Source organism: Rhodococcus sp. 105337, assembly GCF_012844225.1.
Classification (GTDB): Bacteria; Actinomycetota; Actinomycetes; order Mycobacteriales; family Mycobacteriaceae; genus Rhodococcus.
This window is the reverse complement of record NZ_JABAGQ010000011.1, coordinates 121,694-135,627: the sequence shown is the minus strand read 5'-3', so window position 1 is coordinate 135,627 and position 13,934 is coordinate 121,694. Positions and strand designations below refer to the sequence as shown.

Here is a 13,934-nt window from a genome sequence, read left to right as displayed (position 1 = left end):
CCGATCGATCTGGGGTACAACTGTTCATCTGAGTACCAGTGATGTCGGATCGCGGGGTGGGGCGGCCCCGCGCGGAGAACAGTTCTCGTCAGCGGGGGCGGAGAGATTGACGATGCGGCTACCCATGGCACCGACCGATTCGATGTTCCTGCTCGGCGAATCGCCCGACCATCCGATGCACGTCGGCGGCCTGCTGCTCCTGCAACCGCCGGAGAATTCCGATGCCACCGAACTGCGCGAGAGGTTCGACGAGGCGCTGCGCCGCGACGCTCCGGCAGCACCACTGTGGCGCAAGCGGCCCGTTCGGTCGGTGACGACCCTGGGACAGTGGGCGTGGGAAGAAGATCCGAGATTCGACATCGAGTATCACGTGCGGTTCAACGCCCTGCCCGCGCCGGGAAACACCGAGGTCTTGTGGGACCTGGTCTCCCGGCTGCATGCCTCGTTGCTCGATCGCACGCGGCCGCTGTGGGAGATGCACCTCATCGAGGGCCTGTCCGACGGCCGGTACGCGCTCTACGCCAAGATCCACCACTCCTTGGCCGACGGGATCGGCGCCATGCGGTTGCTGCGACGCGCGCTCGGCACCGATCCGAGCGAGGTCGGGATGCCCGCGCCGTGGGCAGCGACCGACGGGGCACCGCCCGCACGCTCGACGGTGGCCGCGGCCATCGGCTTCCCCGGCCACGCCGTGCGCGCCGTCCGAGGTGCGGTCTCGGAGGCACTGACGGTCGCCTCCGGTGCAGCCTCCCTGGTTCCGGCGCTGGTCGGTACGGTCGATCGTGCCCTCCACGACCGCGGGGGTCCGCTGTCACTCGGTGCGCCGCACACCATGTTCAACGAGCAGATCTCGGGTTCGCGGCGGTTCGCCGCCCGATCGTGGCCGCTCGAGCGTCTCCGGCTCGTGGCGAAGCTCACCGACAGCACGATCAACGACGTGGTGCTCGCGCTGTCCTCCGGAGCGCTGCGCACCTACCTCCTCGCGCGCGACGCGCTTCCCGACCGGTCCCTCGTCGCGATGGTCCCGGTCTCGTTGCGCAGCAAAGAGTCCGGCAACGACATCGCCGTCCTGATGTGCGATCTCGGCACCCGGCACGCCGATCCGGCGCACCGGCTCGAGCGAGTACGGAACTCGATGACCGAGGGCAAACGTGCGATGCGCGGAATGAGCAAGGTGGGCCGTCTCGCGACAAGCGCAGTCGGTGTCGCCCCCGTCGCGGTCGGTGTACTGACCGGCAACCGGGCAGTGCCGTGGACGCCGTTCAACGTGATCGTCTCCAACGTTCCCGGGCCGGAGGAGCCGTTGTACTGGAACGGCGCGCGCGTCGACGCGCTGTATCCCCTGTCGGTTCCGGTGGACGGTCAGGCTCTCAACATCACGTGCACGAGCACCGACGACGAGATCGCCTTCGGGCTCACGGCATGTGGGCGCACCGTGCCGGATCTGCACTGTCTGCTCGACCATCTCGACGCGGAACTCCTCGCACTCGAAGCCGTCGTGACCGTGGGTGCGGTCGACGAGGCCCGGTGAGACCCAGCCGGTGAGGCCCACGGCGGCGGGTCGTTGGCTAGGCTCGACGCCCGTGACCGAATTCGAACCCGATGTGGTGGCGGCGGTAACCGCTCATATGAACGACGACCACGCCGACGACAGTCTGCTCATCGTGCGGGCGTTCGCCGAACCGCGCGCGGCGCACACCCGGATGACCGGCGTGAGCAGCGAGGCGGGCGTGTGGGTGATCGTGATCGACGGCCAGGAACAGACCGTCCGGATTCCGTGGCTCGAGCCGGTCACGGACCGTTCCGGTTTGCGTACCGCGGTGGTCGCGCTCTACCAGGCGGCGTGTGCGCGACTCGGCGTCGATCCCGCACGGCACTGATCCGCTACCCGGCACGGGTCTCCGCGATGATCGTCCGGTAGGTCTCCACCCCCTCGGTGGGCCGCCGGAGGAGTGCGGGATCGGTCCGGACGTCGACCGAATACAAGCCGAAACGCGGCTCGTACGAACCCCATTCGTAGTTGTCGGTGATCGACCAGTAGTTGTACCCGAACACCGGCGCGCCGTCGTCGACCGCACGCATCATCTGGTCCACGTGCTCGCGCAGGTGCCGCGATCTGGTCCAGCCGTCCGGGCGGGGAGCGCCGTCCGCGGTCGCCATTCCGTTTTCGACGACATACAGAGGCATCCCGGGAAAGCGCCGGGTGTAATCCATCAGTGCGTCGTACATCCCGGGCGGGTGCGGGGTCACCGAAGCCGGCTCCCCGGTGGCCGCACGAATCGCGGTGAGATTGCCGGGGGCCACCCCGTAGTAGTAGTCGACGCCGACGAAGTCGAGATGGTCGCGGACGCGATCGAGGAACCAGGTGTCGAGGTAGGGCGCCGCACCGGGAACATAGGCGGCGTTCGAGGTGACCTGCGCCCGGGGGTCGTACCGGTGGATCGTCTCGTAGGCCCCGCGGTGCGCGTCCACGAGACGGTCGAACATCATCGGTGCGTCACCGGGGGAGAGGGCACCGTTGGACACCTCGTGCCACACGTAGACGCTGGGCTCGTTGATTGTGACCCACAGCGCGCCGTGTCCGGCGTAGCGTGCCGCCACCGTGTCCGCGTGGGCGAGCCACGCGTCGACTGTCCCCGGGTGGGCCCAGCCGCCCCGGTCGGCGATCCAGCCCGGGTACACCCAGTGGTCGAGCGTGATCATCGGAGTCATGCCGTGCCCGCGGATCGTCGCGATCACGTCGTCGTAGTAGGCGAGTTCGGTGTCGTCCCACCGCTCCGGTTCCGGCTGGATGCGGGCCCACTCCACCGAGAGGCGGTACACCCCGACGCCCAGGTCGGCGGCGCGCGCGATGTCCTCGCGGTAGCGATGCCGGAAGTCCACGGCAGTACCCACCGGCTCGTGGCGACCACTCGCCGCATACCGCGACCAGTTGCTGTCCGGGCTCGACCCCTCGGACTGGAAACCGGAACTCGACACGCCCCACAGAAAGGCGCCGGTGTCGGCGTGGGCAGGGCCGCCCGACACGGCCGCCGTCAGCGCCACGATAGTGACGAGCACCACCCGCAGTGCCGCGCGAGCGGGTGCGACGGACATCCGAGCACGCCACGCGGCAGCCATGTATCGCACGGTAGAGGGCCTGCGACGCACCCGCGGCACTTCGAGACCGATTCGCCGGGCGTGCCGTCGGTCTATGGTCGACGAGGGCACACAACGCCCACTACGGGGAGTGGATGACAGACCACTCCGGTTCATCGCGGATAATGGGGATCGATCCCTGTTCTGCGAGAGAGGACACCTCATGCTTGCCCGCACCGACCTGCGTGGTCGTACACCCACCACCGCGGAGCTGAGGGGCGCGCTGCCCCGCGGCGGAGTGGACGTGGACGCGGTGCTCCATCAGGTCCGTCCCGTCGTCGACGACATCCGCGAGCGCGGCGCCGACGCCGCCCTCGACTACTGCGAGAAGTTCGACGGCGTGCGCCCCGCCTCGGTGCGCGTTCCCCAGGCCGAACTCGACCGCGCGCTCGCCGAACTCGACCCCGCTGTGCGCGCCGCACTCGAGGTCGCCATCGAACGGACCCGCAAGGTCCACGCCGAGCAGCGTCGCACCGACACCGTCACCGAGGTCGTCCCCGGCGGCACCGTCACCGAACGCTGGGTGCCGGTCGACCGTGTCGGCCTGTACGTGCCCGGCGGCAACGCCGTGTACCCCTCGTCGGTGGTGATGAACGTCGTGCCCGCGCAGGCCGCGGAAGTCGAGTCCCTCGTCATCGCCTCGCCGCCGCAGAAGAACTTCGGCGGTCTCCCGCACCCGACCATCCTCGCTGCTGCCGCGCTGCTCGGCGTCGACGAGGTGTGGGCGGTCGGCGGCGCGCAGGGCGTGGCCCTGCTGTCCTACGGCGGCACCGACACCGACGGCGGCGAACTCGCCCCGGTCGACATGATCACCGGCCCCGGCAACATCTACGTCACGGCCGCCAAACGGCTGTGCCGCTCGGTGGTCGGCATCGACGCCGAAGCCGGCCCCACCGAGATCGCGATCCTCGCCGACCACACAGCCGACGCCGTGCACGTCGCCGCCGATCTGGTCAGCCAGGCCGAGCACGACGTCATGGCCGCCTCCGTCCTGGTGACCACCAGCCCCGAGCTCGCCGACGCCGTCGATGCCGCGCTCGCCGCGCAACTCGAGCTGACCAAGCACCGCGAACGGGTCGCCACCGCACTGTCCGGAAGCCAGTCGGGCATCGTGCTGGTCGACGACATCGATCAGGGCCTGGCAGTGGTCAACGCCTACGCGGCCGAGCACCTCGAGATCCAGACGGAGAACGCGTCCGCTGTCGCCGCGCGGGTCCGCGCGGCGGGAGCGATCTTCGTCGGCCCGTGGGCGCCGGTCTCCCTCGGCGACTACTGCGCCGGCTCGAATCACGTCCTGCCTACGGCGGGTTGCGCGCGGCACCAGTCCGGACTGAGTGTGCAGACCTTCCTGCGCGGCATCCACGTCGTCGAATACTCCGAAGCCGCACTGAAAGACGTGGCCGGTCACGTGATCACCCTCGCGAACGCCGAGGATCTGCCCGCACACGGCGAAGCAGTGCGACTGCGATTCGAGGCACTCCGGTGACCGGCGCGTCGATTCCCGGCTCGCGCATCACGCTCGAGGACCTGCCGCTTCGCGAGAACCTGCGCGGCAAGTCGCCGTACGGCGCACCGCAGCTGTCGGTGCCCGTGCAGCTCAACACCAACGAGAACCCGCACCCGCCCACGCAGGCCCTCGTCGACGACGTCGCCGAGTCGGTCCGCGAGGCCGCGACACAGCTGCACCGGTACCCGGATCGGGACGCCGTCGCGTTGCGCGCCGACCTCGCCGCGTATCTCACGCGGCAGACCGGTGTCACGCTCGGCGTCGAAAACCTCTGGGCTGCAAACGGGTCCAACGAGGTCCTGCAGCAGCTCTCGCAGGCGTTCGGTGGACCGGGCCGCTCCGCGATGGGATTCGTGCCGTCGTACTCGATGCACCCGATCATCGCGGACGGCACCCAGACCGAGTGGGTGCCTGCGTACCGCCGCTCCGACTTCACTCTCGATATCGAGTCTTCGGTCGCTGCCATCCGCGACCGGCGTCCCGACGTGGTGTTCGTCACCAGCCCCAACAACCCGACCGGGCACAGCGTCCCGCTCGACGGGATCCGCGAGATCCTCGACGCCGCTCCCGGCATCGTGATCGTCGACGAGGCGTACGCGGAGTTCTCGAGCGCGCCCAGCGCAGTCGCCCTGATCGACGAGTATCCGGCCAAGGTCGTCGTCTCGCGCACCATGAGCAAGGCATTCGCTTTCGCCGGTGGCCGTCTCGGTTACCTGGCCGCCGCGCCCGCGATGATCGACGCGCTGCTGCTGGTCCGGTTGCCGTACCACCTGTCGGTGATCACCCAGGCCGCAGCGCGCGCCGCACTGCGTCACGCCGACGACACCCTCGGCTCCGTCGCGGAACTGTCCGCCGAGCGCGACCGCGTCGCAGCCGAACTCGCCGGATTCGGATACGACGTCATCCCGTCCGACGCCAACTTCATCCTCTTCGGCCGTTTCGCCGATTCGGCCACCACCTGGCAGCATTACCTCGACGAAGGTGTCCTGATCCGGGACGTCGGCATCCCCGGATATCTGCGCACCACGATCGGCCTGGCACACGAGAACGACGAGTTGCTGCGGGTCAGTGAGAAACTCGCCGCTACGGAAATCGAGGCAACCCGATGAGCGACCCCATCACCACGAACGATCGCACCGCCCGGGTCGAGCGCACTACGCGGGAATCGTCCATCACCGTCGAGTTGAACCTCGACGGCACCGGCCGCACCGACATCTCCACGGGCATCCCGTTCTACGACCACATGCTCACGGCGCTCGGCCAGCACGGCAGCTTCGACCTCACCGTGCATGCGAAGGGTGATGTCGAGATCGACGCGCACCACACCGTCGAAGACACCGCGATCGTTCTCGGGCAGGCGTTCCACCAGGCCATCGGCGACAAGCGCGGCATCCGGCGCTTCGGCGACTCGTTCATCCCGATGGACGAAACGCTCGCCCACGCGTCGGTCGACGTGTCGGGACGTCCGTACTTCGTCCACACCGGCGAACCGGATTACCTGGTGCACTCGGTGATCGGTGGCTACCCGGGCGTGCCCTACGCCACCGTGATCAACAAGCACGTCTTCGAATCGTTCGCATTCCACGCGCGGATCGCACTGCATGTGCGCGTGCTGTACGGGCGCGACCCGCACCACATCACCGAGGCCGAGTTCAAGGCAGTCGCACGCGCGCTGCGTGAAGCGGTCGAACCCGATCCGCGCGTCACCGGCGTGCCGTCCACCAAGGGAACGCTCTGACGGTATGGATGTCGTACTGACCTACCTGTGCTTCATCGCCGCCGGAATCCTCGCGGGCGGCACGTGGTCGATGTGGAAGGCCCGCAACACCCTCTTCGCGGGTATCCTCTTCGCCCTCGGACTGCTGGCAGCGATCGCCGGTGTCCTCCGGTTGATCTGACGTGGCCGAATCCGATGTGACGGACAACCCGAAATTGTTCGGAGTCCGGGGACTCGTCGCGGCGTGGTCGACATCCGCGGCAGCGTTCGCGGGTTTCTCGCTGTTACTGCCCGTGGTGCCCTGGGCGATCGCGCAAGAGGGCGGCAGCGACACCGTCGCGGGCTCGGTCACCGCGGTGTTCATGTTCACCACGGTGCTCACCCAGATCGCGATGCCCGCGCTGCTCCGCAGATTCGGTCATCGCGCGACTCTCGTCGCGGGCTGCCTGTTCCTCGGTCCGCCGTCGCTGCTGTTCCTCGTGTCCATGGAGCCTGCCGCCGCGCTGGGAATTTCGGCGATACGGGGGATCGGCTTCGGAATGATCACCGTGGCCTCCGCTGCGCTGGTCGGTGAACTCGCACCCGCCCGTCTGCTCGGCCGCGCCACGGGCATGCTCGGTATCGCGATCGCCGCGTCGCAGATGATCGGACTGCCCACGGGGCTCGCACTGGCCGAACGATTCTCGACCACACCGGTGTTCGTGCTGGGCGCCGTCCTGTCGTCGGCGGGACTGATCGCCGCGGCGCGCCTGCCGCGCCTCGAAGCGCGCACGGGTCCGCGCCCGGCACGGATGCCGTTCGTGTTGCTACTGCTCCCGACCGTGGCGGTGGGCGCCGGCGCGATCGCGTACGGCGGTCTGACATCGCTGCTCGCCATCGCCGTGGCCGACCTCCCGGTGGCGGCGGCGCTGGCCGTGCTGAGCGGTTCGACGCTGGTGGGCCGGTTCGGTGCCGGCGCCGTCGCGGACCGGATCGGTGCGGGCCGGATGCTTCCCGTCGGGCTCGGCCTCGCCGCGCTCGCGATGGTGCCGTTCGCGCTCGTCGCGGACGGCCGGGCCGGCGCCGTGGCTCTCATCGGGGCGGCGGTGTGCTTCGGACTCGGGTTCGGCGTCGTGCAGAACGAGGCGCTGCTCATCGCGTTCCGTCGTGCGGGCTCCGAACACATCGGCTCGGCCAGCGCCGCGTGGAACATCGGATTCGACGCCGGCACCGGAGCGGGTTCGTTCGCACTCGGTGCGATCGCGGCTTCCGCCGGCTATCCCACGGCGTTCACCGTCGCTGCGGTGCTCGTCCCGGTCCTCCCGCTCCTGGCTCGGCTCGCCGGTCCCTCGGAGCGTCCCGGGGTGCAACAGGTCGCCGAACGTCCCGGCGCGGACTAGACAGCACCTGCCACCGCACAGTGCTGTTCGTGCCGCCGCATAGAATCGACTCCATGAGCACAACCAAGGTCGCCGTCCTCGACTACGGCTCCGGCAATCTGCACTCCGCGACGCGGGCGATCGCCCGTACCGGCGTGGACGTGGAGGTCACCTCCGACCACAAGGTTGCGCTCGCCGCCGACGGACTCGTCGTGCCCGGCGTCGGGGCATTCGACGCGTGTATGCGCGGCCTTCGCAGCGTCGGTGGCGAGAAGATCATCGGTACGCGCCTCGCGGGTGGCCGTCCGGTGCTCGGCATCTGCGTCGGTATGCAGATCCTCTTCGAAGACGGTATCGAGCACGGCATCGAGACCGAGGGGTGCGGCGAGTGGCCGGGAACCGTCGAGCGCCTCGACGCACCGGTGCTGCCGCACATGGGATGGAACACTGTCGAGGCCCCCGCAGATTCGGTGCTGTTCGCCGGCATGGACCCCGACACCCGCTTCTACTTCGTGCATTCGTACGCGGCACAGAAATGGGAACTGCCCGACCCGGAGCGGCTTGCCCCGCCGAAGCTGACCTGGGCCGAGCACGGAAGCCGCTTCCTCGCGGCCGTCGAGAACGGTCCGTTGTCGGCAACGCAGTTCCACCCCGAAAAGTCCGGGGATGCCGGGGCGCAGTTGCTGAGGAACTGGGTGAACTCGTTGTGACACGCGGCGGGGACGACGAGCCGGGTGCGAACTTCTCGCTGGCCCGGCTCGCCCTGTCCTCGCTCGGGTCCGCCGCAGCGGTGCTCGCGCTCGTCACCGTGGTCATCGTGGTACTGAAGCCGAGTCCGGGACTGAGCCTCACGATCGCGCTGCTCGGTGTCGTGGGCGCTATCGCAGCGATGGGATTCGTGTCCGTTCGTACCACCCGCCGCGCCTTCGGACGCGGCGGGCAGAATCGGTAGCTGCGCTACTCGCTGAGCCACACTGCATCGAGCAACGCGGATCCCATCCCGTACATCCGTACACCCTGCACCTCCGGGCCCGAGACGACCGAGGGCGCCGACTGGACGTAGAACACTCCCGGAGCCAGATCGACCAGACGTTGCTGTGCCACGTCGTAAGCGGCCTTGCGCTCCTCGACCGTCGTGCCGATCCGTCCGGCGTCGAGCGCGTCGTTGAGTTCAGGGTCGTCGATACCCGTCGGGTTTCCCTGGGATCGGGCATGAAACGACGTCCACAGTGACGAGTCCGGGTCCTGGACGACGGCGGCAGCGATCGTCATGTCGAAGTCGCGGGCGGCGACCCTGGCCTGCGCTGCGGTGAAATCCATGATCTCGACGGCGATCTCGACGTTGTCGAACGCTGCGAGCTGTGCCTGGACGACTTCCGCCACCGATTTGATCTCGACGAGGGAGTACGCGAGGAACGTGAACTTCACCGGAGTGCCGTCGGCTGCCAGTTCGTCGAACAGTCGTTGTGCTTCGGCATCGTCGGAATTCGACAGTGCGATGTCTTCGAAGAACGGCGAGGTCTCGGGGAAGAAGGTCCGAGGGACGGTGCCGGTGCCCTCGAACACCGCGGTGTTGATCGCATCCAGGTCGAGCGCGAGGGAGACCGCGCGTCGCGCACGGGCGTCGTCGAACGGGCTCCGGCGAGTATTCATCGCGAGGTACTGACCGCCACCGAGCGGCACCACCGAGGTGGACAGTCCCGCGCTTTCCGCTTTGCTCAGGTTCGACCAACTGCTTTCGGACGCCAGTTGGGCGCTGCCGGAGGTGAGCGCGTTGAGACGCTGGTTCGCGTCGGGAACCGGGCGCAGCGTGATGCCGTCCAGGTACGGTCGCGGCGCGTCCCAGTAGCCCGGGTTGCGGGTCAGTTCGAGCACGTCCTGCCGAGCCCACTTGGTGAGGGTGAACGGCCCGGCGCCGACCGGATTCTCGTCGAACGCCTGCCGGCCCTTCGCCAGTGCGGTGGGGGAGGCGATCCAGTTGAGTCCGGAGAGCACCAGCGACGAGGCGAACACCGGGCTGGGGGCGACCATCGTGACCTTCAGTGTTTCGGCGTCGACGACCTCGGTGCCCGCGATCTGCGCGGCTTGCCGGATCGACTCCGATCCGTTGGCCGGGTCGCGCAGGCGATCCCAGTTGTACGCCACCGCGGCGGCGTCCAGGGGAGTGCCGTCGGTGAAGGTCAGTCCCGGTCGAAGTTTCAGGACGAACGTCCGGCCGCCGTCGTCGGTCGAGAAGTCCGTGGCCATCGAATACTCGATCTCCAGGGAGTCGATGTCGTTGGTCATCAACGTGCCGTACAGGGCGTTACCGAGCAAGCCGGAGTTGGTCCACACGTTCGGAAGCGCAACGGGGTCGAGGCTGATCGGCTCGCGGATCTGGATGGCCTGCAAGGTGCCACCGGAGACCGGGTCGCCGACGGGCGTCCCGGGTGCGGATGCAGCCGAGGTGTCGCCGCTGCTGCATGCGGTGAGCGCGAGGGCCGCGACACACAGGGCAGCGAGTGTCGAAGTGACGGAGCGTCGTCGTCGGAGCATCGGTGCCTCGTATCGGGTGGTGGACCGGAAGTTGCAGCGTTCCGCTCAGAGCTCCCGCCGAAAAGAACCTTCCTATCGGCAGAGTAAAACAACGTTCTCATGTGAGCGGAACGTAGTTCTGTCTACCTCACGCGGGGGTCGGTGGGAAGAGGTCGGCGGGAGCTTGCTCGATGGGAATCGCTCAACTCGTTGGCTCTGTGCCGAAATTGGCTCGATGCCGCTCCGCAGTCGAGGACCCGGGCACTTTGGGCTATCCGTTCGCTTGCCCCTCACTCCTGGGCTCGACGCTCGCTCGGCGAGAGGGCACGAGAACCGCCGGCTGGAGTAGCTGTTACGATACGAAACGTGTCGTATACAAATCAGGATCAGTTCGACGAGACTCGGCCGAGCGCTCGTCGTGGGCGCCCTCGTGATGATCAACGAGAGACCGAGATCCTCACGGCCGTGAACTCGCTGCTTTCTGAGGTCGGGTACGAGGGTGTCACCTTCGAAGAGGTCGCCCGCCGGGCGGGCGCATCCAAGGCCACTCTCTACCGACGGTGGAAGTCCAAGAGGGACATGGTGGTTGCCGCCCTGAAAGCGGGTCCCGCACGCCGCGACGGGCCCGACGAGGTCGACACCGGAAGCCTGCGCGGTGACCTTCTCGCCTTGGGTCGCCGCCTCGTGCAGTCCATGCGCTCTGCAGACGGGCAGACCGCAATGCTGCTGCTCCAAGCAGGTCTCGAGGACCCGGAACTGTGCGAGCAAATCGAACGATCGGTGGGCCCGACCGGGTCGCGGCTACCGCAGACCGTCATCCAGGCCGCGGTCGATCGTGGGGAACTGCCTCCGGGCATCGATCCGTTCCCGTTCGAGGAAGTCGCCGGCGCTGTCATCCTGCTTCGCCGACTCAACGGACTCGAGATCGACGACCGCTATCTCGAGTCCCTCGTCGACACCGTTCTGATCCCCGCACTCCGTGCCACACCGTCCGCGAGGCATTCACTACCCGCAGGAATCTTCTCGGGCCATCCTGCCGCCCAACCGACCGACATCATTGAGAAGGAAACATCATGACCCGCTTGACTATCGACGGATTCCGATACAAGACGCTACCCGGCGCCGAAGGAGTCGACCTCAACGTCGCCGTCGCCGGCGACGGTCCCGCGATCGTCCTCCTCCACGGGTTTCCTCAGACGCATTACATGTGGCGTCACGTCGCACGCGAACTCACTGCGCAGTACACCGTCATCGTCCCCGACCTGCGTGGGTACGGCGAGAGCGGTAAGCCGGCAGAGCGGGGCCCGGAAACCTACTCGAAGAGGACCATGGCCCGAGACATTCGGTTGATCGCCGAGGCGCTCGGCCACGACCGCTTCGGGCTGGTCGGTCATGACCGAGGCGCCCTCGTCGGTGTTCGCGCAGGCCTCGACCACCCGGACGCGGTGCAGTTTCTCGGGATCCTCGACGTACTGCCCACCTTGGACACCTGGGACGTCCTGCGGGGCGTAGACGCCAAAGTCGCTTGGCACCTCTATCTCATGGCGCAGCCCGTGGGTCTCCCCGAGAAGATGATCCGCGCCGTCGGACCCGAGTTCTTCGGCTCGTTCCTGGACGCCTGGGAGACCGATGCTTCGACATTCCCGCTCGAGGTCCGCCGGCATTACATCGACAGCTCGGTGAATGCCGTGGATTCCATCGTCGCCGACTACCGCGCCACGGCGAGTATCGACCTGGACATGGACCGAGACGACCGCGAGGTGGGCAAGCAGCTCACCATGCCCGTCGGAGTCATCTCTCAGGATTGGGGCTCCCAGTTGGGGTTCGATGCCGCGTCGCTCTGGCGGGCGTGGGCACCTGATCTGACCTATGAGCCCATCCAGGCCGGGCACTTCATGGCCGAAGAGAAGCCAGCCGAGATCGCACGCTTCATCCGCGACCTGTCTGCCCGCGCCCGCCCCTGACATCAAGCCGCCCCGTGTCGTCAGCTTCGAATGGGCTCGCCGGGCAGGACCTGGCATCAGTCTCGGAGAGCAGAAGACTGCGGCGGTCGACGCGTCTCGATGCGTACGGTCGGAAGTGTTGGAGCCTGCCGCGGCAGCACGCGATCCACGACGGGCCTGTGATCGACTCGATGCAGAGGAGTACCGCATGAGGCTGACGGACAAGGTCGCCGTGGTGACCGGTGGTGCAGGCGGAATCGGGCGTGGAATCGTCCGGGCGTTCACCAAGGAAGGTGCCCGGGTGCTGTTCGTCGACATCGACGACGACGCCGGGCGGGCGCTCGAGGAGGAACTCGGCGGCGCGGGCAAGTTCATGAAGGCGGACATTTCCGTCGAGGAGAATGCCGCCGCGATCGTGGCGGCCGCGGTGGACGCGTTCGGCCAACTCGACATTCTCGTCAACAACGCACACGCCTCCCGCCAGGCACCGCTGCTCGAGACCACCCAGGAGATGCTCGACCTGTCCTTCGGAACGGGCTTCTATCCGACGTTCTGGTTGATGAAAGCGGCACATCCGCAACTCGCCGCGCAGCGCGGATCGGTGATCAACTTCGCCTCCGGGGCCGGTATCGACGGTCTGGTGACGCAGGGGTCGTACGCGGCGGCCAAGGAAGCGATCCGCGCGATCAGCCGTGTCGCCGCCAACGAGTGGGCCGGTGACGACATCAATGTCAACATCATCTCGCCGCTCGCGCTGACGGAAGGCGTCGAGGCGTACATCCAGGCGAATCCCGGCATCGAGAAGGCCTTGCTGGCGAAGACACCGCTGGGCCGCTTCGGCGACCCGGAGGCGGACATCGGCGGGGTCGCCGTTTTCCTTGCGAGCAGGGACGCCGCCTATATGACAGGCCAGACCCTGATGGTCGACGGCGGCACCATCAAACTGCGGTGACCGCAGCGGGCGGCCTCCCGTCGAAGGCGCGTGGTGGCGTCCGTCGCGCAGGCACTAATGTAGGGACAGTGAGCCTGGTCCTTTTGCCTGCAGTCGACGTTGCCAACGGTGAAGCAGTTCGCCTCGTACAAGGAGAGGCAGGCAGCGAAACCGGTTACGGATCTCCCCGCGACGCCGCCCTCGAATGGCAGAACGCCGGAGCCGAATGGGTGCATCTCGTCGACCTCGACGCCGCCTTCGGCCGTGGTGACAACCGTGAACTACTCGCCGGTGTGGTCGGCGAACTCGACGTGAAGGTCGAGCTCTCCGGTGGCATCCGCGACGACGCCACGCTGGCCGCGGCGCTCGCCACCGGGTGCGCACGCGTCAATCTCGGCACCGCCGCCATCGAGAACCCCGAGTGGTGTGCCCGCGCGATCGGTGAGTACGGCGACCGGATCGCCGTAGGCCTCGACGTCAAGCTGATCGACGGCGAGTGGCGGCTGCGCGGACGCGGCTGGGTGTCCGACGGCGGAGACATGTGGGAGGTGCTCGAGCGCCTCAACCGCGACGGCTGCTCGCGCTACGTCGTCACCGACGTGACGAAGGACGGCACCCTGACCGGACCGAATCTCGACCTGCTGCGTGAGGTGTGCGCCGCGACCGATGCACCGGTCGTCGCGTCGGGCGGTGTCTCGACGGTCGACGACCTGCGTGCCATCGCCACGCTCGTCGATGAGGGCGTCGAAGGCGCGATCATCGGCAAGGCGCTCTACGCAGGACGGTTCACGCTGACCGAGGCGCTCGACGCCGTGTCCCGTTGATC

At 67.9% G+C, this 13,934-nt stretch carries 15 protein-coding genes; 13 read left to right on the top strand and 2 right to left on the bottom strand.

Going from position 1 to position 13,934, the window contains the following annotated elements; genetic code table 11:
• Positions 1 to 112 precede the first annotated feature (112 nt).
• Both HF886_RS17040 and HF886_RS17035 read left to right on the top strand, forming a co-directional pair.
• Positions 113 to 1,531 carry a wax ester/triacylglycerol synthase family O-acyltransferase gene (locus HF886_RS17040; RefSeq protein WP_206038865.1) on the top strand — a complete coding sequence of 473 codons (1,419 nt, stop codon included), beginning with the start codon at positions 113 to 115 and terminating at the stop codon, positions 1,529 to 1,531.
• A 52-nt stretch (positions 1,532 to 1,583) separates the two neighbouring features.
• Entirely contained in the window at positions 1,584 to 1,880 is a 297-nt protein-coding gene (locus tag HF886_RS17035; RefSeq protein WP_296549755.1) for a DUF2470 domain-containing protein, read from the top strand.
• 4 nt (positions 1,881 to 1,884) lie between these two features.
• Here HF886_RS17035 and HF886_RS17030 read toward each other — a convergent pair whose 3' ends face one another.
• Positions 1,885 to 3,120, bottom strand: a complete 1,236-nt coding sequence (locus HF886_RS17030; RefSeq protein WP_240955187.1) for a family 1 glycosylhydrolase — start codon at positions 3,118 to 3,120, stop codon at positions 1,885 to 1,887.
• Between the two features lie 181 nt (positions 3,121 to 3,301).
• On the opposite strand from HF886_RS17030, the gene hisD reads away from it, so the two are divergent.
• The 7 genes from hisD to HF886_RS16995 are packed head-to-tail and all read left to right on the top strand — an operon-like array spanning position 3,302 to position 8,672.
• On the top strand, positions 3,302 to 4,624 hold the full coding sequence (hisD, locus tag HF886_RS17025) for a histidinol dehydrogenase (protein WP_169652938.1): 1,323 nt from the start codon (positions 3,302 to 3,304) through the stop codon (positions 4,622 to 4,624).
• The gene (locus tag HF886_RS17020; protein WP_169620086.1) at positions 4,621 to 5,754 is read left to right on the top strand and encodes a histidinol-phosphate transaminase; all 1,134 of its coding nucleotides are present in this window, start codon (positions 4,621 to 4,623) and stop codon (positions 5,752 to 5,754) included. Before hisD ends, HF886_RS17020 begins: the two co-directional genes overlap by 4 nt.
• Positions 5,751 to 6,383, top strand: coding sequence for an imidazoleglycerol-phosphate dehydratase HisB (gene hisB, locus HF886_RS17015; RefSeq protein ID WP_169620085.1), 633 nt, complete (start codon positions 5,751 to 5,753; stop codon positions 6,381 to 6,383). Before HF886_RS17020 ends, hisB begins: the two co-directional genes overlap by 4 nt.
• Positions 6,384 to 6,387: 4 nt before the next feature.
• Positions 6,388 to 6,543, top strand: coding sequence for a hypothetical protein (locus tag HF886_RS17010; protein WP_169620084.1), 156 nt, complete (start codon positions 6,388 to 6,390; stop codon positions 6,541 to 6,543).
• 1 nt (position 6,544) lies between these two features.
• Complete coding sequence (locus HF886_RS17005) at positions 6,545 to 7,741, top strand: MFS transporter (RefSeq protein ID WP_346765064.1); 1,197 nt, start codon at positions 6,545 to 6,547, stop codon at positions 7,739 to 7,741.
• Between the two features lie 53 nt (positions 7,742 to 7,794).
• Positions 7,795 to 8,430, top strand: coding sequence for an imidazole glycerol phosphate synthase subunit HisH (hisH, locus tag HF886_RS17000; protein ID WP_169620083.1), 636 nt, complete (start codon positions 7,795 to 7,797; stop codon positions 8,428 to 8,430).
• On the top strand, positions 8,427 to 8,672 hold the full coding sequence (locus HF886_RS16995; RefSeq protein WP_169620082.1) for a hypothetical protein: 246 nt from the start codon (positions 8,427 to 8,429) through the stop codon (positions 8,670 to 8,672). Before hisH ends, HF886_RS16995 begins: the two co-directional genes overlap by 4 nt.
• A 5-nt stretch (positions 8,673 to 8,677) precedes the next feature.
• On the opposite strand, the gene HF886_RS16990 is transcribed toward HF886_RS16995, so the two are convergent.
• Positions 8,678 to 10,255 carry an ABC transporter substrate-binding protein gene (locus tag HF886_RS16990; RefSeq protein WP_169652937.1) on the bottom strand — a complete coding sequence of 526 codons (1,578 nt, stop codon included), beginning with the start codon at positions 10,253 to 10,255 and terminating at the stop codon, positions 8,678 to 8,680.
• 444 nt (positions 10,256 to 10,699) lie between these two features.
• Between HF886_RS16990 and HF886_RS16985 the strand changes: the two genes are divergently transcribed.
• From HF886_RS16985 to priA, 4 genes are all read left to right on the top strand, one after another.
• A complete protein-coding gene (locus HF886_RS16985) occupies positions 10,700 to 11,311 on the top strand; it encodes a TetR/AcrR family transcriptional regulator (RefSeq protein ID WP_296549746.1) in 612 nt (203 codons plus the stop codon).
• On the top strand, positions 11,308 to 12,198 hold the full coding sequence (locus tag HF886_RS16980; RefSeq protein ID WP_169652936.1) for an alpha/beta hydrolase: 891 nt from the start codon (positions 11,308 to 11,310) through the stop codon (positions 12,196 to 12,198). The genes HF886_RS16985 and HF886_RS16980 overlap by 4 nt, the downstream gene beginning before the upstream one ends.
• A gap of 187 nt (positions 12,199 to 12,385) precedes the next feature.
• A complete protein-coding gene (locus tag HF886_RS16975; RefSeq protein WP_169652935.1) occupies positions 12,386 to 13,129 on the top strand; it encodes an SDR family oxidoreductase in 744 nt (247 codons plus the stop codon).
• A 68-nt stretch (positions 13,130 to 13,197) separates the two neighbouring features.
• A complete protein-coding gene (gene priA / locus HF886_RS16970; protein WP_169620077.1) occupies positions 13,198 to 13,932 on the top strand; it encodes a bifunctional 1-(5-phosphoribosyl)-5-((5-phosphoribosylamino)methylideneamino)imidazole-4-carboxamide isomerase/phosphoribosylanthranilate isomerase PriA in 735 nt (244 codons plus the stop codon).
• Positions 13,933 to 13,934 lie beyond the last annotated feature (2 nt).

Coding starts and splice junctions, on each gene's coding strand:
- HF886_RS17040 (WP_206038865.1), top strand. CDS start 113: ATGCGGCTACCCATGGCACCGACCGATTCGATGTTCCTGCTCGGCGAA.
- HF886_RS17030 (WP_240955187.1), bottom strand. CDS start 3,120: ATGGCTGCCGCGTGGCGTGCTCGGATGTCCGTCGCACCCGCTCGCGCG.
- hisD (WP_169652938.1), top strand. CDS start 3,302: ATGCTTGCCCGCACCGACCTGCGTGGTCGTACACCCACCACCGCGGAG.
- hisB (WP_169620085.1), top strand. CDS start 5,751: ATGAGCGACCCCATCACCACGAACGATCGCACCGCCCGGGTCGAGCGC.
- HF886_RS17010 (WP_169620084.1), top strand. CDS start 6,388: ATGGATGTCGTACTGACCTACCTGTGCTTCATCGCCGCCGGAATCCTC.
- hisH (WP_169620083.1), top strand. CDS start 7,795: ATGAGCACAACCAAGGTCGCCGTCCTCGACTACGGCTCCGGCAATCTG.
- HF886_RS16990 (WP_169652937.1), bottom strand. CDS start 10,255: ATGCTCCGACGACGACGCTCCGTCACTTCGACACTCGCTGCCCTGTGT.
- HF886_RS16980 (WP_169652936.1), top strand. CDS start 11,308: ATGACCCGCTTGACTATCGACGGATTCCGATACAAGACGCTACCCGGC.
- HF886_RS16975 (WP_169652935.1), top strand. CDS start 12,386: ATGAGGCTGACGGACAAGGTCGCCGTGGTGACCGGTGGTGCAGGCGGA.